This window comes from Pseudotabrizicola algicola, assembly GCF_010915705.1.
GTDB classification, from domain to species: Bacteria; Pseudomonadota; Alphaproteobacteria; order Rhodobacterales; family Rhodobacteraceae; genus Pseudotabrizicola; species Pseudotabrizicola algicola.
This window is the reverse complement of sequence record NZ_JAAIKE010000001.1, coordinates 963,397-979,967: the sequence shown is the minus strand read 5'-3', so window position 1 is coordinate 979,967 and position 16,571 is coordinate 963,397. Positions and strand designations below refer to the sequence as shown.

The 16,571-nt window shown below is 64.6% G+C and carries 13 protein-coding genes and 1 tRNA gene; 13 read left to right on the top strand and 1 reads right to left on the bottom strand.

What is annotated here, in order from left to right; genetic code table 11:
• Position 1 precedes the first annotated feature (1 nt).
• The 10 genes from G3572_RS04805 (at position 2) to G3572_RS04760 (ending at position 13,922) form a co-directional block, all read left to right on the top strand.
• Entirely contained in the window at positions 2 to 1,081 is a 1,080-nt protein-coding gene (locus tag G3572_RS04805) for an ABC transporter ATP-binding protein (RefSeq protein ID WP_164609497.1), read from the top strand.
• A gap of 5 nt (positions 1,082 to 1,086) precedes the next feature.
• Positions 1,087 to 3,459, top strand: coding sequence for a beta-mannosidase (locus tag G3572_RS04800; RefSeq protein ID WP_164609496.1), 2,373 nt, complete (start codon positions 1,087 to 1,089; stop codon positions 3,457 to 3,459).
• Between the two features lie 13 nt (positions 3,460 to 3,472).
• Positions 3,473 to 4,222, top strand: coding sequence for a sugar phosphate isomerase/epimerase family protein (locus tag G3572_RS04795; RefSeq protein WP_164609495.1), 750 nt, complete (start codon positions 3,473 to 3,475; stop codon positions 4,220 to 4,222).
• A gap of 3 nt (positions 4,223 to 4,225) precedes the next feature.
• Positions 4,226 to 5,359 carry a Gfo/Idh/MocA family protein gene (locus G3572_RS04790; protein ID WP_164609494.1) on the top strand — a complete coding sequence of 378 codons (1,134 nt, stop codon included), beginning with the start codon at positions 4,226 to 4,228 and terminating at the stop codon, positions 5,357 to 5,359.
• 163 nt (positions 5,360 to 5,522) lie between these two features.
• On the top strand, positions 5,523 to 7,094 hold the full coding sequence (locus G3572_RS04785) for a glycoside hydrolase family 43 protein (RefSeq protein WP_164609493.1): 1,572 nt from the start codon (positions 5,523 to 5,525) through the stop codon (positions 7,092 to 7,094).
• Positions 7,095 to 7,154: 60 nt separating this feature from the next.
• Positions 7,155 to 7,814, top strand: coding sequence for a GntR family transcriptional regulator (locus G3572_RS04780; RefSeq protein WP_164609492.1), 660 nt, complete (start codon positions 7,155 to 7,157; stop codon positions 7,812 to 7,814).
• Positions 7,815 to 7,951: 137 nt separating this feature from the next.
• Positions 7,952 to 9,346: an aspartate aminotransferase family protein gene (locus tag G3572_RS04775; protein WP_164609491.1), complete on the top strand. Its 1,395-nt coding sequence runs from the start codon at positions 7,952 to 7,954 to the stop codon at positions 9,344 to 9,346.
• Positions 9,347 to 9,537: 191 nt separating this feature from the next.
• A complete protein-coding gene (locus tag G3572_RS04770; RefSeq protein WP_164609490.1) occupies positions 9,538 to 10,572 on the top strand; it encodes a cysteine synthase A in 1,035 nt (344 codons plus the stop codon).
• Complete coding sequence (locus G3572_RS04765; protein WP_164609489.1) at positions 10,569 to 13,199, top strand: DUF3772 domain-containing protein; 2,631 nt, start codon at positions 10,569 to 10,571, stop codon at positions 13,197 to 13,199. Before G3572_RS04770 ends, G3572_RS04765 begins: the two co-directional genes overlap by 4 nt.
• A gap of 3 nt (positions 13,200 to 13,202) precedes the next feature.
• On the top strand, positions 13,203 to 13,922 hold the full coding sequence (locus tag G3572_RS04760) for an alanyl-tRNA editing protein (protein ID WP_164609488.1): 720 nt from the start codon (positions 13,203 to 13,205) through the stop codon (positions 13,920 to 13,922).
• 7 nt (positions 13,923 to 13,929) lie between these two features.
• Here G3572_RS04760 and G3572_RS04755 read toward each other — a convergent pair whose 3' ends face one another.
• Complete coding sequence (locus tag G3572_RS04755; RefSeq protein ID WP_164609487.1) at positions 13,930 to 14,727, bottom strand: helix-turn-helix domain-containing protein; 798 nt, start codon at positions 14,725 to 14,727, stop codon at positions 13,930 to 13,932.
• Positions 14,728 to 14,933: 206 nt separating this feature from the next.
• Between G3572_RS04755 and G3572_RS04750 the strand changes: the two genes are divergently transcribed.
• From G3572_RS04750 to G3572_RS04740, 3 genes are all read left to right on the top strand, one after another.
• Positions 14,934 to 15,242: a hypothetical protein gene (locus tag G3572_RS04750; RefSeq protein ID WP_164609486.1), complete on the top strand. Its 309-nt coding sequence runs from the start codon at positions 14,934 to 14,936 to the stop codon at positions 15,240 to 15,242.
• 11 nt (positions 15,243 to 15,253) lie between these two features.
• A tRNA-Ser gene (locus G3572_RS04745) sits at positions 15,254 to 15,343 on the top strand.
• Positions 15,344 to 15,707: 364 nt separating this feature from the next.
• Positions 15,708 to 16,475, top strand: coding sequence for a GntR family transcriptional regulator (locus tag G3572_RS04740; RefSeq protein ID WP_164609485.1), 768 nt, complete (start codon positions 15,708 to 15,710; stop codon positions 16,473 to 16,475).
• The last annotated feature ends 96 nt before the right edge of the window (positions 16,476 to 16,571 follow it).

Here is a 16,571-nt window from a genome sequence, read left to right as displayed (position 1 = left end):
AATGACCAACTCGATTGAAGTCAAAGACCTGACGCTGAATTTCGGTTCTGTTTCGGTTCTGAAGAACATGAACCTGAACGTCGCGGAAGGCGAATTCGTGGTGCTGCTCGGCCCGTCGGGCTGCGGCAAGTCCACGCTGCTCAACTGCCTCGCGGGCCTTCTGGAAATCACCGACGGGCAGATTTTCATCAAGGGCAAGAACGTGACATGGGCAGAGCCGTCCGAGCGCGGCATCGGCATGGTGTTCCAGTCTTACGCGCTCTATCCGCAGATGACGGTGCGCGGCAACCTGTCCTTCGGGCTCAAGAATGCGGGGGTGGCGCGCGACGAGATCGAACGGCGCGTCGCCCGCGCCGCCGAAATCCTCCAGATCGGCCCGCTCCTCGATCGCAAGCCCGCCGCCCTGTCGGGCGGCCAGCGCCAGCGGGTCGCCATCGGCCGCGCTCTGGTGCGCGATGTCGATGTGTTCCTGTTCGACGAACCGCTGTCGAACCTCGATGCCAAGCTGCGCTCCGAGCTTCGGGTGGAAATCAAGCGCCTGCATGCGCAACTGAAAAACACGATGGTCTATGTCACGCATGACCAGATCGAGGCGCTGACGCTGGCCGACCGTATCGCCGTCATGCGCGGCGGCATCATCCAGCAGCTTGCCGCCCCGCAAGAGATCTACAACCGCCCCGCCAACCTGTTCGTGGCCGGTTTCATCGGCAGCCCGTCGATGAACTTCCTGCCCGGCGCCACCGTCGAGGGCGGCCATGTGTTCCGCCGCGGCGATCTCTCGCTCTCGCTCGCAGGGTATGAGGGCGGGACCATCGGCACGCGTGACAAGGTGATCCTTGGCCTGCGCCCCGAACATCTGGTCGTGCAGGACCATGCCGAACCGGGCGTGACGCTTCCGGCGGTGGTGGAACTGGACGAGCCGATGGGGGCAGATTCCTTGGTCTGGCTGCAAGCGGCGGGCGCGCAGGTCTCTGTCCGCGTCCCGGTCGAGCGGCGCATGGCCCCCGGCACGCAGGTGCATCTCAAGGTGGATATGTCCAAGGCCAGCCTGTTCGACGCAGGCTCGGAAACAAGGATCTAAAAGCGATGGATCTGGCCGGATCATGGCGTCTCAGCGATGAGGCGGGGGAATATGATGTGCCTTTTGCCCTGCCGGGCGACGGGATCAGCGCGCTTTGCGCGGCAGGGGCGATCCCCGATCCCTATTGGGGGCAAAACGAATACGGCCTGCGCTGGATCGCCGACCGCAACTGGACCGCAAGCCGCAGCTTCGACCATGACGGCGCCGAGGCGGAACTGGTGCTCGACGGTCTCGACACCGTGGCCGAGGTGCGGCTGAACGGCATGTGCGTCTTGCGCGCCGCCAACGCCCACCGCCGCTGGCGGGTGCCGCTGACCGGCCTGTTGCAGCCGGGCGCAAACCACATCGCCATCACCTTCCGCTCGGTGGTGGCCGAGGGCGCGGCGCGGGCGGCGGCGCAGCCCTTCCCCATCCCCTACCACCAGCCCAACTGTCCGATCCCCCACGGCAATATGCTGCGCAAGCCGCAATGCGATTTCGGCTGGGACTGGAACATCGCGCTGCCCACCTTCGGCCTCTGGGGGCGCATCGCGCTGGAGCCGGTGGGCCCGCGCATCGGCGACATCCTGATCGCCCAGCAGCACGAGCCGGGACTGGCCCGCGTGACCGTGCAGGTCCAGACGACCGAAGCCGTGGCCAGCGCCACCCTCTGCGGCCTCACCGCCAGCGCGCCCAGCGTGAACGGCACCGCCACGCTCGGCTTCCGCATCGAGGCGCCCGATCTGTGGTGGCCCGCAGGGCAGGGGGCGCAGACGCTGCACACCCTCACCGTCACCTCCGGCGCCGCCGCCGCCACCCGCCGCATCGGCCTGCGCGACCTGACCCTCTCCTCCGAACCCGACGCCGCCGGCCGCAGCTTTGCCTTCCACGTCAACGGCCGCCCCGTCTTTGCCAAGGGGGCCAACTGGATTCCCGCCGACGCGCTGCATGGCCGCATCACGCCGCAGGCCACCCGCGAGCTCCTGCAATCGGCGGTCGACGCCAATATGAACATGATCCGCGTCTGGGGCGGGGGCCGCTATGAACCGGACTGGTTCTATGACCTCTGCGACGAACTCGGCCTCATGGTCTGGCAGGATTTCATGTTCGCCTGCCACCTCTACCCCTCGACCCCCGATTTCCTTGCCGAAGTCGACACCGAGGTGCGCGACGTCACCGCGCGGCTGAACCATCACGCCTGCATCGCGCTCTGGTGCGGCGACAATGAACTGATCGGCGCGCTCACATGGTTCGACGAATCCCGCCGCGACCGCGACCGCTATCTCGTCAATTACGACCGGCTGAACCGCACCATCGAAACCGCCCTTCGCGCCACGCTGCCCGACGCCAACTGGTGGCCCTCCAGCCCCAGCCCCGGCCCGATGGCCTTTGGCGACGCCTGGCATGACGATTCCTCGGGCGACATGCACTTCTGGTCCGTCTGGCACGAAGGGCGCGATTTCGACCATTACCGTGACGTCAAACCCCGCTTTTGCAGCGAATTCGGCTTCCAGTCCTACCCCTCGCTTTCAGCCATCGCCAGGTTTGCCGACCCGCAGGACTGGAACATCGCCGCGCCGGTGATGGAAAGCCACCAGAAGAACACCGGCGGCAATGCCCGCATCGCGGAAACCATGTTCCGCAGCTTCCGCTTTCCGGTGGATTTCCCGAATTTCGTCTACCTCAGCCAGATCCAGCAGGGGCTGGCCATCCACACCGCCGTCACCGCATGGCGGGCGCTGAAGCCGCATTGCATGGGCACGCTCTACTGGCAACTCAACGACACATGGCCGGTGTGTTCGTGGTCCAGCCTCGACCACGGCGGCAACTGGAAACTGCTGCACCACATGGCGCGGCGCTTCTTCGCGCCGGTCACCGTCATCGCCGTGCTGGAGTCCGAGCATATCGCGCTCAAGGGCGTGAATGACACCGGGGCCGACCTGCGCATCAGCCTGCATGTGCAGGCGGTCGACATGGCAGGGCGGGTGCGCCCGCTGGTGGAAACCGAAACCACGCTCTGCCCCAAAGGCGCCACGCCCTGCACCGTGATCGACCGCGCGGCCCTTGGTCCCGACGAGATCCTGCACTGGCACTGGTCGGACGGGGCCAGCGCCACGGGGGCGGACCATTTCGCCCCGCGCCCGTGGAAAGCCTATGACCTGCGCGATCCGCAGATCAGCCAAAGCGTGGCGCAGGACGACTCCGGCTACCGGATCACGCTGACCGCCGGGGCCCTCGCGCCCTTTGTCGCGCTCGAGGCGGATGTGCCGGGGCGCTTTTCCGACAACGCCTTCCCGCTGATCCCCGGCACGCCGCGCGTGATCCGCTTCACCCCTTCCGCCGCAGGGGCGGCGCAGTTCACCCTGCGCCACCTGCACGCGGCCACCTATGGCACCTGAAAGGACCGATCCGATGTTTTCCTATCAACTCTACTCGTCCCGCAACTTCCCGCCCATGTCCGCCACCTTCGAGATGCTGGCCGAGGCGGGCTATACCGCCGTCGAAGGCTATGGCGCGCTCTATGCCGACGATGCGGCGGTCGAGGCGACAAAGGCGGGGCTCGCCGCCACCGGCCTGACCATGCCCACCGGCCATTTCAGCCTGCAAATGCTGGAAAACGAGGTGCCAAAGGTGCTGTCCATCGCCCGCGCGCTGAAGATGCAGAAACTCTACTGCCCCTTCGTCATGCCCGATGACCGCCCGACCACCGGACAGGGCTGGCACGACTTCGGCGCGCGGCTGGAAAAGGCGGCAAAGGTCTACCGCGCCGAAGGCTACGGCTTTGGCTGGCACAACCATGATTTCGAATTCCGGCCCACCGCCGACGGGGCCATCCCGCAGGAAGAAATCTTCAACGGCGGCCCGCATCTGGAATGGGAAATGGATGTGGCATGGGTCATCCGGGGCGGGGCCGACCCGCTCGCATGGATCGAGCGCTACAAGGACCGCATCACCGCCGCCCATGTCAAGGACATCGCGCCGAAAGGCGAGAACACCGACGAGGATGGCTGGGCCGATGTCGGCCACGGCACGGTGGACTGGCCCGCGATCATGGCGGCCCTGCGCGCCATCGGCGTCAAGCATTTCGTGATGGAGCATGACAACCCATCCGATCACAAGCGGTTTGCAACCCGCGCCATCGCATCTGCCAAGGGGTTCTGAAACATGGCAAATCTGGGACTGGGCATCATCGGATGCGGCAATATCTCCACAAGCTACCTGCGGCTTGCGCCCCTGTTCAAGGGGCTGGAAGTGCGCGCCGTGGCCGATGTGAACATGGAGGCGGCGCAGGCCCGCGCCGCCGAATTCGGCGTGAAGGCCCAGACGGTCGATGACCTTCTGGCCAATCTGGCGGTGGATGTGGTCATCAACCTGACCATTCCCGACGCGCATTACGCGGTCACCAAGCGGATTTTGGAGGCGGGCAAACACGCCTATTCCGAAAAGCCGCTGGTCCTGTCGCTCGAACAGGGGGAAACCCTGCGGGCGCTGGCCTCGTCCAAGGGGCTTGCGGTGGGCTGCGCGCCCGATACCTTCCTTGGCGGCGCGCACCAACAGGCGCGCGCGCTGCTCGATGACGGGAAAATCGGCCAGATCACGGCGGGTTGCGCGGCGGTCCTGAACCACGGGATGGAACACTGGCACCCCAACCCCGATTTCTTCTTCCTGCCCGGCGCTGGCCCGATGCTGGATCTTGGCCCCTATTACATCGCCAATCTCATCAACCTTCTCGGCCCCGTGCGGCGGGTGGGGGCGCTGACCAGTTCGGCGCAGGCCTTCCGCACCATCTCGAACGGGCCGCGCAATGGCGAGACCGTTCCGGTCAAGACGCCCACCAACATCCACGCCTTGCTGGAATTCCACAGCGGGGCCACCATCAACCTGTCGACCAGTTGGGACGTCTGGCACCACAAGCGCGGCCATTTCGAGCTTTATGGCACCGAAGGCACCCTCTATGTGCCAGACCCGAACTTCTTCGGCGGCACGGTCGAGATCGGCCACAAGGACGGCAGTCTCGAAGCGGTCACCCCGTGGGACCATCCTTTCGGGATCGCCAACCAGGAGCATCCCAAGCACGGCGCGCTGGCCAATTACCGCACCGCCGGACTTGCCGACATGGTGCAGGCCCTGATGTCGGGCCGCGACGCCCGCTGCTCGCTCGACCGCACGCTGCACGGGGTCGAGGTGATGATGGCCTGCCTCGACTCGGGGGCGTCGGGCGCGTTCGTGACCCTGACGACCACCTGCACGCGCCCCGAGGCGCTTGGCATCGCCGAGGCGCGCGCGCTGCTGGTCTGATGTCGGCGCGGCGTTGCTGTCGGCACCGGGGGGCTTCGCGCCCCCCGGACCCCCCCCGCGGGATATTTAGGGACAGAAAATGGGAAAGTGCTGACAAAGCGTTAAGATCGCAAGTCAAGGCATTGGAATTATTCTGTTTATACTTTGTAACACAGGGATACACATGGCCCAGAACCCCATCCTGCGCGGCTTCAACCCCGACCCCAGCTTTTGCCGGGTGGGCGAGGATTACTACATCGCCACCTCCACTTTCGAGTGGTATCCGGGGGTGCAGATCCACCACAGCCGCGACCTCGTGAACTGGCGGCTGGTGGCCCGCCCGCTGAACCGCGCGGCCCTGCTGGACATGCGGGGCAACCCCGACAGCGGCGGCATCTGGGCGCCCTGCCTGTCCTGGGCGGACGGCCGGTTCTGGCTGGTCTATACGGATGTGAAGCGGCTCGACGGCAACTTCAAGGACGCCCACAACTACATCACCACCTGCGAGACGATCGACGGGGTGTGGTCCGACCCGTGGTATGTGAACTCCTCGGGCTTCGACCCCTCGCTCTTTCACGACCGCGACGGGCGCAAGTGGTTCGTCAACATGCGCTGGAACCACCGCTGGCAGGGGAGCGGGATGAACCCGGCCAACGACCGTTTCGACGGGGTCGAGTTGCAGGAATGGCACCCCGACCGCGGCCTGTTCGGGCCGAAGCACGATATCTATCCCGGCACCGACCTTGGCCTGACCGAGGCCCCGCACCTGTTCTGGCGCGAGGGCTGGTATTACCTGACCACCGCCGAGGGGGGCACCGGCTATGACCATGCGGTGACGCTGGCGCGGTCGCGGGTGATCGAGGGGCCATACGAGACCCATCCCGAAAAGCATGTCATCACCGCCCGTTTCGCCCCCGACCATCCCGTGCAGCGGATGGGGCATGGCCAGTATGTCGAGGGTCACGACGGGCGGCACTGGCACAGCTTTTTGTGCGGTCGCCCCATGCCGGGACCGAACGGGCCTTTCTGCGCCACGGGGCGCGAGACGGGGTTGGCCGAGGTGGAGTGGCGGGACGGCTGGCTCTGGCTCAAGGCGGGCGGGCAAGTGGCGCCGACCAACCTGCCGCTGGAGGCGCCTCGGCAGCCCCGCGAGGCGCAGGTCTATGACTTCAAGGGCCATGCCCTTCCGCTTGACTTCCAGTGGCTGCGCAGCCCGCAACCCGAGCGCCTGTTCACCCTGACCGGCGAATGCCTGCGCCTGACCGGACGGGAAAGCCTTGGGTCCTGGTATGAGCAGTGCCTTATCGCGCGGCGTCAGGAGGAAAGCAGCTACACCGCGGGCGCTGTCTTTCGCGCCGATCCGCCAAGCTGGCAACAAGCCGCGGGTTTGACCACCTATTACAACCGGCACAAGTTCCATGCCGCGCTGATCACCCGTGAGGCGGGGGCGCGGGTTGTCAGCCTCGTGTCCTGTCTGGGCGATTGGCAGACGGAGCGGCTGAGCTTTCACGGGCGCTTCCCTTGCCCCGAAGGCGAGGTCATGCTTGGCGTGCGGGTGGCGGGGGCGGCGCAGCGCTTCATGCTGAACGGTCAGGATATCGGCCCGGAGCTTGATGCCTCGATCATTTCGGATGAAGGCGGCAAGGGCGAACATGCCAGCTTTACCGGCGCTTTCGTCGGGGTCGTTGCCCATGATCTGACCGGACAGGGATGGCAGGCCGATGTGCTGCGCTTCGAATATGACGACCGGATTTGATCACATCTTGATTGCTGCGCCGAACCCGTCATAAGGGAACAGACTGCGGGGGGAGGCCTGATGGACGCGGACAGCCGGAAGATTCCGACCCATGAAATCACCTATGCGCGTCTGCGCGACATGATCCTGTTCGGCCATCTGGAGCCGGGGGCAGCGGTCACGATTCAAGGTCTGATCGCCGATCTGGGAGCGGGCATGACGCCGGTGCGCGAGGCGATCCGGCGTCTGACCGCCGAGGGCGCGCTGGAGCCCAAAGGCAACCGGCGGGTGGCCGTGCCGGGCATGACGGAAGCGGTGCTGGAGCAGGTGGCCTTTGCCCGGCTCACGATAGAGCCACGCCTCGCCGAAATGGCGGCGGCGCATCTGACACCTGCGGTAATCAACCAGTTACAACTTCTGGACAATACGGTGGATCGGGCGATCAGGGCAGGGGATGTTCCCGGCTATCTGGAAGCCAACCACGCCTTTCATTTCTGCCTTTACGAAGTCTCCGGCGCCCCCGTTCTTGTGGATATGGCCCGTTCCATGTGGTTGCGTTTCGGGCCATCCTTGCGCGTTGTCTGCGCGCGGTTCGGCAGCGATGCCTTGCCGGACCGCCATGTCGAGGCGCTGGCCGCCATGCGCGCGGGCGATGCCGGTGCCTTGCGCGATGCGATAGAGCGCGACATCGCGCAAGGGGTGGATCAGGTCAAGCTCGCGCTTGCGAAGGGTGGTATCTGATCGGGTGGAGGGGCCCGAGACGCCTTGGCCGCGTGACCCGATTAATTTGATCAAATTCCTTGAACGGCTCCTGCTTTGCTTATATCCTATGGCAAAGCCGGGGCTGGGTGCCCTGCCTCAACCGAAAGGGCATGGCCATGAACATGATCACAAACCATCTGCCAACCGCCGAGCTTCAGGCCTTGGACGCGGCGCATCACATGCACCCCTTTACCGATGCCAATGGTCTGGCTGCCAAGGGCGCGCGCGTCATCACGCGGGGCAAGGGCGTGTGGCTGACCGATTCCGAAGGCAACCAGATCATCGACGGGATGGCGGGGCTGTGGTGCGTGAACGTCGGCTACGGGCGCAAGTCGCTTGCCGAGGTTGCTGCGCGCCAGATGGAAGAGCTTGCCTATTACAACACCTTTTTCCAGACCACCCATGTGCCTGCCATCGCGCTGGCGGCCAAGATCGCAGAACTCGCGCCGGGCGATCTGAACCATGTGTTCTTTGCCGGATCGGGGTCCGAGGCGAATGACACCAATATCCGCCTTGTGCGCCGCTATTGGGACATCAAGGGCAAGCCGTGGCGCAAGACAGTGATCGCGCGCTGGAACGGCTATCATGGCTCCACGATGGGCGGCGGCAGTCTTGGCGGGATGAAGCCGATCCATGCGCATGGCGGCAAGATCGAGGGGATCGAGCATATCGACCAGCCCTATTGGTGGGGCGAGGGCGGCGACATGACCGAGGATGAATTCGGCCTCGCCCGCGCGCGCCAGCTTGAGGAGAAAATCCTCCAGATCGGTCCCGACAACGTGGCGGCCTTCATCGGCGAGCCCGTGCAGGGGGCGGGCGGTGTGATCATTCCGCCCCGCACCTACTGGCCGGAAATCCAGCGCATCTGTGATGAGTATGGCATCCTGCTCATCGCCGACGAGGTCATCACCGGCTTTGGCCGCACCGGCAACTGGTTCGGATCGCAAACCTTTGGCATCCGCCCGCATATCATGACGATCGCCAAGGGTCTGTCCTCGGGCTATCAGCCGATCGGCGGCTCCATCGTCTGCGACGAGGTGGCCCGCACCGTCGCCGAGGGGGGCGAGTTCTTCCACGGCTACACCTACAGCGGCCATCCGGTTGCGGCGGCCGTCGCGCTCGAGAACCTGCGCATCCTGCAAGAGGAGCATATCATCGAGCATGTGCGCGACGTCGCCCATCCCTATCTTCAGGAACGCTGGAGCGCGCTGGCCGACCATCCGCTGGTCGGAGAGGCCAAGCTGGTCGGGCTGATGGGGTCCATTGCCCTGACGCCGAACAAGGCGACACGGGCGAAATTCGCCGGCGAGCAGGGAACGGTCGGCTTCCGCTGCCGCGAGCGCTGCTTTGCCAACAATCTGATCATGCGCCATGTGGGGGACCGCATGATCATCGCGCCGCCTTTGGTCATCACACCCGAGGAAATCGACGTTCTGATCGCACGGGCCAGAACCAGCCTTGACGAATGTTACGCCGGTCTCAAGGCGGATGGTCTGCTGGTCGCCGCCTGACAGGCGCGGGAAGGGGGCAGAGCTTTGGCCTGCACCTTTCCGGAGTACTTGCGCCGGAGGCATCCCTTTCCGGCCCGGCGCGCGCCCGCTCTGGCGTGCGCGCCGGCGCTTTTGCTGCAACAGATGCGGCCATCGCTTGAGGTTGGCCGCCGACTTGCCTACAGATAGGGCAAAGGACAAGAGGGCCGATCATGCGCATTCATTCCGATCTTGCCGACACCATCGGCAATACGCCTTTGCTCAAACTCAAGCGCGCGTCCGAGATGACGGGCTGCACCATTTTGGGCAAATGCGAATTCCTCAATCCCGGCCAGTCGGTCAAGGATCGCGCCGCGCTCTACATCATCCGCGACGCGGTGGCGCGGGGGGCGCTGAAACCGGGGGGCACCATCGTTGAAGGCACGGCGGGCAACACCGGTATCGGTCTTGCGCTGGTGGGTGCCTCGATGGGGTTCAAGACCGTGATCGTGATTCCCGAAACGCAAAGTCAGGAAAAGAAGGACATGCTGCGGCTGGCGGGTGCCGAGCTGGTGCAGGTTCCTGCCGCGCCCTACAAGAACCCCAACAACTATGTGCGCTATTCGGGCCGTCTGGCCGAAGCGCTGGCGCGGACCGAACCCAATGGCGCGATCTGGGCGAACCAGTTCGACAATGTGGCCAACCGCCTTGCCCATATCGAAACCACCGGTCCCGAAATCTGGGAACAGACCGGCGGCAAGGTGGACGGGTTCATCTGCGCGGTCGGCTCGGGCGGCACTCTGGCGGGCGTCGGCATGGCGTTGCAGCCCAAGGGCGTCAAGATCGGGCTGGCAGATCCCGAAGGCGCGGCGCTGCATGCCTTTTACACCAGTGGCAAGCTTGAAAGCCCCGGCACCTCTATCACCGAAGGCATCGGGCAGGGGCGGATCACGGCCAATCTCGAAGGCTTTACTCCCGATTTCAGCTATCGCATCCCCGATGCCGAGGCGCTCCCCCTGGTCTTTGACATGCTGGAGGACGAGGGCATCTGCCTTGGAGGGTCTTCGGGCATCAACATTGCCGGAGCGATCCGCATGGCGCGCGACATGGGGCCGGGGCATACCATCGTCACGATCCTTTGCGATTATGGCAACCGGTACCAGTCCAAGCTCTATAACCCCGCTTTCCTGAAGGAAAAGGGGTTGCCGGTGCCGGCTTGGCTTGACGCGGCCCCGAAGGCTTTGCCCAGCGTGTTTGAAGACGCATGACGCTGCGCCGCGGTTTGGGGTTTGTGCAGGCGGCGGTTGCCGCGCTTTTCTTCGTGGTCTTGCCCGTGCTGGCGCAGGCGCAGCAGGCAGAGCCGGCGGGCGAGGTTCAGCAGCCTGCCGCGCCACCCGTCGAGCAGCCAAGCCCGTCGCCCGCGCCCCCTGCATCCGAGCCGGCCTCGGGTGCGGCGCTGGCGGCCACCGAGCTTGACTATCCGGCTTGGGAAGCGGTGGCCGAACGGGCCGAAACCGCGCTGGAGAACAACAACACCCCTGCCGCCGTGCTCGACGGCTTGCGCGCGCAACTGGCGGACTGGCGCTCTGCGCTTCTTGTCGCGCAAAATACCAATTCCTCTCGCATCACCACGCTGCGCCAGCAGATCGCGGCCTTGGGGCCAGTGCCCGAGGAAGGCCAGACCGAGGCACCTGAAATCGCGGGTCGCCGCGCGGCGCTGACCGACCAACTGGTGCGTCTGCAAGCGCCCGGCATCGCGGCGGAAGAGGCCTATCGGCGTGCCGACGGGCTGATCGCCGAGATTGACCGCACCTTGCGCGAACAGCAGGCGGATGCGCTGTTGCAGCTCTATCCCTCGCCGCTGAACCCGGCGAACTGGCCCGAGGCGGTGCGCGCGGTAACAAGTGCGGCGCTTGGCCTTTTGTCCGAGACGCAGCGGCGCTGGAGCACGGCGGCGTCGCATGAAACGCTGGTGAACAACCTTCCGCTGATTGCCTTTCTGCTCTTGTTCAGCGTGGTGCTGATCTGGCGCGGCCGGCCATTGATCGAAGGATTGGTGGGGCGGATCAACCAGCGTTGGTCGGCGCGCGGGGGGCTGGTCGCCTCGCTGGTGCTGTCCTTGGGGCAAATCGTGGTGCCGACGCTCGGGGTCATGGCGCTGGCCCATGCGCTTGGCCTGACGGGAATGTTCGGCATTGTCGGCACGCGGCTTCTGGATGCGTTGCCCTATGCGGGGCTGCTGCTGTTCTGCGCGGTTTGGCTGGGTGTGCAGGTGTTCCCGCGCCATCACGATGCGCTGCCGCTGCGTCTGAGCCCCGAAACGCGTGCCGAGGGGCGGTTTCTGGCGGCGCTTTACGGGGCTGTTCTTGCGCTCAACACGCTGCGCGCGGCGGTCATGGACCATCAGGCGCTGAGCGAGGCTTCGCGCGCCGTGGTGGCTTTTCCCGCGATCCTTGTGGCGGCGGTGGTTCTGGTGCGGATCGGGCGGGCGATCCGGCTGACGCTGGTGGCCGAGGCCGAAGCGGATGACGAGGTCAGCTTTCGCAACCGCATCATCTATCTTGTGGGGCGAGGGGCTGTCGTTATCGGCTTTCTGGCCCCCGTTCTGGCGGCCATCGGCTATGTGCCCGCCGCCGAGGCGATGGTGTTTCCCGCAGCGACATCGCTCGGCCTTCTGGGCCTGCTTTACATTCTGCAAGGGGCGGTGACCGACATCTATGCGGTGATCACCCGCAACGAGGATGGCGCGCGCAATGCGTTGGTGCCGGTTCTGGTGGGCTTTGGTCTGGTGCTGGCGGCCTTGCCGCTGCTGGCTCTGATCTGGGGGGCACGGCTTTCGGATCTGACCGAGATCTGGACGCGCTTGCGCGAAGGCTTCACCTTGGGTGACACCCGCATCTCGCCTACCAGCTTCCTGTTTTTTGCGGTGCTGTTCGGCGTCGGCATCACCGTGACGCGGCTGTTTCAGGGGGCTTTGCGCGGCTCTATCCTGCCAAGGACCAGTCTGGACCAAGGCGCGCGCAACGCCCTCGTGTCGGGCGTCGGATATGTCGGCATCTTCTTTGCCGGCTTGATCGCCATCAATGCGGCGGGCATCGATCTGTCGGGCCTTGCCATTGTCGCCGGGGCCTTGTCGGTTGGTATCGGCTTTGGCCTCCAGAACATCGTGTCGAATTTCGTCTCTGGCATCATCCTGCTGATCGAGCGTCCGGTGAGCGAGGGGGACTGGATCGAAGTGGGCGGCGTGCAAGGCACGGTGCGGTCCATCTCGGTGCGCTCGACCCGCATCCAGACCTTTGACCGGACTGATGTCATCGTGCCGAACACCGATCTGGTGGCAGGGCGGGTCACGAACTGGACGCGCTATAACCTGACGGGACGGTTGATCGTGCCGGTGGGGGTAGCCTATGGGTCTGACACGCGCAAAGTCACCCGCATTCTGCAGGAAATCGCCGAGGCACAGCCCCTGGCCATTCTGAACCCGCCGCCGATGGTGGTGTTCATGGCCTTCGGCGCGGATTCGCTGTCCTTCGAGATTCGCCTGATCTTGCGCGACGTGAACTTTTCGCTGTCGGTGCGCAGCGAGATCAACCACATGATCGCGCAGCGGTTCGCCGAAGAGGGGATCGAGATTCCCTTCGCGCAGTCGGATGTCACATTGCGCAACGCGGCAGAGATTGCCGATCTGCTGCGGCAGGTGCCCGCCGCGGCGGGGCTTGCCGCGACCGGACTTGCCGCCACTGGACCTGCCGCGCCCGCGCCGGATGAAGCCTCTGCGCCCGCGATGCGCGAACAAAGACCGCCGGGGCCTCTGGCCAGAGATGTTGTTCCGGGCGAGGGGATCGACCCGACCTCGGGCGACGCCGAGGCAGCGCCCGATAAATCTGGAGACTAGTCGATGACGGAAGCGGTGTTTCGCGGCGATGCCTATGTGCAGCAAATCCGCTCGCAGGTGACAGGGCATACGCCCGAGGGCGGCATATTGGTGGACCGCTCGGTGTTTTACCCGACCGGCGGCGGGCAGCCGGGGGACAATGGCTGGGTGGAATGGCCGGGGGGGCGGCTGACGATCGCAACAGCCGTCAAGGTCGAAGGCGGGCAGATCGCGCTGGTTCCGGCAGAACCGCTGGCGCTGCCGCCTGTCGGCGCCGAGTTGACGCAGCGGCTGGATTGGGCGCGGCGCCACCGGCATATGCGGATGCACACGGCGCTGCACCTTCTGTCCGTGGTGATTCCGCTGCCGGTGACGGGCGGACAGATCGGGGCCGAGCGTGGCCGGCTCGATTTTGACATGCCCGAACCACCCGCCGATCTGGCGCAACTGACCCGTGTTCTGAATGCCCTTATCGGCCGCGACCTGCCGGTCGGCGAGACATGGATAACCGATGAAGAACTGCTGGCCAATCCGGGATTGGTCAAGACCATGTCGGTCAGGCCGCCGACGGGGCAGGGGCGCGTGCGGCTGGTGCGGATCGGAGAGGGCGCGGATCAGGTGGATTTGCAGCCCTGCGGCGGCACCCATGTGGCCCGCACCGGTGAAATCGGGCGGGTTGAGATCACCAAGATAGAAAACAAGGGCCGACAGAACCGCCGTGTCATTCTGGCACTGGCAGGCTAGCTAAGCGTCAAAGCCGGTCTGGCACCCGGTCGAGGGCGCCGCGGATATGGGGAGGCAGCGACTCGATCGGCTGGGTGCCGCAGCCGCGCGCGGCGGCAAGGCGTAACGGGCAGCTGTCGCCAAGGCGCTGCATCACAATCGCCGTAAGGCGGCTGGCCGCCGCCAGCCTGCGCCGCGTGACAAAAGAGATGCCGCTGAAATAATCGGGCATTTCATCCAGCCCGTACTCGAAATAGGTGACATTCATCTGGTCGTTATAGGGCGTGCGTGACATCAGCGCGAAGCCATCGAACTGCTGGATCAACTGGCCTTCATAGCAGGTCGAGCGGGCATGGCGCTTGGTGCCGCTGCGGATGGCGACATCATGCACATCATACCCTTTCCACAGCTTTTCGCTGCCCTTTCGATAGATGCGCGCAAGGCCGCAATAGGCTTTCTCCGGCTGGCGAAAGGATTTGCGCCAATACCGGTAGATTCCATCCGGCAGCAGGTAATGGTCAAACGGCCGCTGGGTGTCGATGACAAGGCGACCTGTGGGCTGGGCCTCGGCGACGGGCGCAGTCGGCAGCCGGTCGAGCCGCTGCAGCAGGATATTCGCATCGACGCCGAAATGCCGACAAATGCGAAACAGGATGTCGGGGCGTGGAAAGGCGGTGCCGGACAGATACCGGTTGAACTGGGTCCGGTTGACCCCGATGGTGCGGCACAATTCACTGATGGATGTGGTGTTCTGGCACAGCTGCCGCAGGTTATCTCCCAGAATCATCCGCAGATCGGCCGGGTTGGGAGAGGGGCGTCTTGTCATCACAGCATCCGCGGTTGCGCAGCACCTGCGCCGGTTCGAAAGCGTGTGCAATACCATCTGATGCCAAACAGCGTCAAGGCCGGCTCCGCCTGATGCTGGTTCGCGTCAGGCTTGATACAGATCACCGACTGTTTGCGACGGGGCATCTTGCTTACTTTTGTGGTGCTGCGCGCTGGGGGCGCGCCGCAAGACAAGGAGACGGCCCGATGACAATGAACGGTGTGGTGATCTGGTATTCGCGACAAGAGTTTCGCGCCATCATCTGGTGTGAGGATTCGAAGGAACTTGGCATTGCCAGTGGCCCGACCGCGTGGCGCAACCCGATGGTAGCCGTCGAGGTCGGAGATGTGGTGGCCTTCCGCGTCGAGCGGCGCGGGCATGACCGTATCTGCCGCGATATCCAGGTGGTCGATGCGCAGGCCGCCCCGACACTTCCAGCCGCCATGTTGGCCAAAGCACATACTCCGCCAGTTTCCGGAAATCGCCTCTTGCATCTTTGCTCCAGTCGCGATTAAGACACCCGCACGGACAGTTGGCCGAGTGGTCGAAGGCGCACGCCTGGAAAGTGTGTAGGCGGGGAACCGTCTCGAGGGTTCGAATCCCTCACTGTCCGCCACTTGCACATCGCAAACCCGAGATGAGGTCCCTGACGGGGCCTTTTTTCTTTTTGTTTCAAAGGGGTTTAGCGAGGCCATCCGACTTTCGGAGACTGGCGTTTCCGCCGAAATCAGTCTCTGAACGCCCCACGTCTCTTTCCATCCGCCCTTCATCTAAATCGAGACGGATTCAAAAAATGACGTACTTATAGAATGTTGGCGGAACTGAACTACGCCGCGGTTGAAGCGGGTTTGTTTGCTTTCGCTGCGAACAGAGACACCCGAAGGCGGCGTAGTTGTGCGGTGTGGTGCGCTTTTAAGCGAGCTGCTAGTCAAGAAGCCCGATATCGTAATAGGCGGAAAGCAGCCTTTTGGGCATGCCGCATGCGACAGTGCTACGGGATCGAAAGCGGTCAAAAAGCACAAGTGACGCAAACTGCGGAACCGTCTGGCACTCCGGCCAAATCTTGCTTCCGTAAGGCACGCGAATTGCCTAGATATTGGCGAATGCCGTTGTCCCCCGAAACCACCCTATCAGAGCGCATCTTCCAGGATCTGTGTCGGCGGATCACTGGGGGCGATCTCGTGCCCGGGGCGCGGCTAGGTCAGGCCGAGATCGCGGCGCACTATCAAGCCAGTCATGTGCCCGTGCGCGAGGCGTTCGGGCGCTTGGAAGCCGAGGGGCTGATCAAGACTCTACCGAGAAGAGGCGTAAGGGTTGCCGTCTTCGATGCCGCCGCGCAATTTGAAATCATCGAGATGCGGGCCGTGCTGGAGCCCCTTGCGTTGCGCCACGCGGCGGCGGCCTGCGCGGACTTCCCGTCTTGGCTTGCGCGGCTGGAAGGGGCCGACCGGGCCTGCAGCCTTGCCCGCACGGCGGAAGAATGGGAGGCGGCCAACGCCGAGTTCCACCACGGCCTCATACTGGATTGCCACTTGCCGCGCCTTGTCCAACTGGTTGACAGGCTGCGATTGCAGGCTTTGCAGGTCGCGCGGCAGGCGCATCCGGCTCGCGTCGAGTTCCAGCCGCGCGACGACCGCGACCACAAGGCGATTTTGACTGCCCTGCGCAACCGAGATGCGGACCAGGCAGCCTTTGTTCTGGCAAAGCACTTGCGACGGGCCCATGGGCCTGCAAGATTTAGTAGATAATATTCCTTTGGCGTCACGCGGGATTGTGGATTTTGCCGCTCCGTGGCAAGAACGTCCTGCGCTGATTCCAAAATAATAGATAATCGGCGCGAGATT

Excerpts from the sequence above, each read along its gene's own strand:
- G3572_RS04785 (WP_164609493.1), top strand. The coding sequence starts at position 5,523 with ATGGCCCAGAACCCCATCCTGCGCGGCTTCAACCCCGACCCCAGCTTT.
- G3572_RS04775 (WP_164609491.1), top strand. The coding sequence starts at position 7,952 with ATGAACATGATCACAAACCATCTGCCAACCGCCGAGCTTCAGGCCTTG.
- G3572_RS04755 (WP_164609487.1), bottom strand. The coding sequence starts at position 14,727 with ATGACAAGACGCCCCTCTCCCAACCCGGCCGATCTGCGGATGATTCTG.
- G3572_RS04780 (WP_164609492.1), top strand. The coding sequence starts at position 7,155 with ATGGACGCGGACAGCCGGAAGATTCCGACCCATGAAATCACCTATGCG.
- G3572_RS04765 (WP_164609489.1), top strand. The coding sequence starts at position 10,569 with ATGACGCTGCGCCGCGGTTTGGGGTTTGTGCAGGCGGCGGTTGCCGCG.
- G3572_RS04790 (WP_164609494.1), top strand. The coding sequence starts at position 4,226 with ATGGCAAATCTGGGACTGGGCATCATCGGATGCGGCAATATCTCCACA.
- G3572_RS04795 (WP_164609495.1), top strand. The coding sequence starts at position 3,473 with ATGTTTTCCTATCAACTCTACTCGTCCCGCAACTTCCCGCCCATGTCC.
- G3572_RS04760 (WP_164609488.1), top strand. The coding sequence starts at position 13,203 with ATGACGGAAGCGGTGTTTCGCGGCGATGCCTATGTGCAGCAAATCCGC.
- G3572_RS04800 (WP_164609496.1), top strand. The coding sequence starts at position 1,087 with ATGGATCTGGCCGGATCATGGCGTCTCAGCGATGAGGCGGGGGAATAT.
- G3572_RS04740 (WP_164609485.1), top strand. The coding sequence starts at position 15,708 with ATGCGACAGTGCTACGGGATCGAAAGCGGTCAAAAAGCACAAGTGACG.
- G3572_RS04770 (WP_164609490.1), top strand. The coding sequence starts at position 9,538 with ATGCGCATTCATTCCGATCTTGCCGACACCATCGGCAATACGCCTTTG.
- G3572_RS04805 (WP_164609497.1), top strand. The coding sequence starts at position 2 with ATGACCAACTCGATTGAAGTCAAAGACCTGACGCTGAATTTCGGTTCT.
- G3572_RS04750 (WP_164609486.1), top strand. The coding sequence starts at position 14,934 with ATGACAATGAACGGTGTGGTGATCTGGTATTCGCGACAAGAGTTTCGC.